This window comes from Prauserella cavernicola (assembly GCF_016595675.1).
Lineage (GTDB): Bacteria > Actinomycetota > Actinomycetes > Mycobacteriales > Pseudonocardiaceae > Prauserella_A > Prauserella_A cavernicola.
This window is the reverse complement of record NZ_JAENJH010000068.1, coordinates 1-290: the sequence shown is the minus strand read 5'-3', so window position 1 is coordinate 290 and position 290 is coordinate 1. Positions and strand designations below refer to the sequence as shown.

General features: G+C 72.1%; 1 protein-coding gene. It reads left to right on the top strand.

The annotated features are described in order from the left end of the window. Window positions 1-25 precede the first annotated feature (25 nt). On the top strand, window positions 26-290 hold a 265-nt coding region (locus tag JHE00_RS34725), incomplete at its 3' end, for an MmgE/PrpD family protein (RefSeq protein WP_307832241.1).

Genomic DNA, 290 nt, shown 5'->3' with positions numbered 1-290 from the left:
TGTCGGCGAATCCAGGGAACCGGCCGTGGACGTCGTGGCCGCCGTGTCGGCGGGCCTCACCGAGGGCAAGGGCGCCGTTCCCGGCCGGGCGGGAACGCTCGCCCCGCTCTACGCCGCGTTCGCGACGGGCCTCGCCGCCCACCTCGACGACTACGACGACACACACCTGAGCACGGTCATCCACCCCGGCGCGGTGTGTCTCGCGGTGCTCGTCGGACTGCAGGACGAGCTGGCCGATGCCGATGCCGTCGAGGTGCTCACCGACTACGCGTGGGGTGTCGATGCCGAGT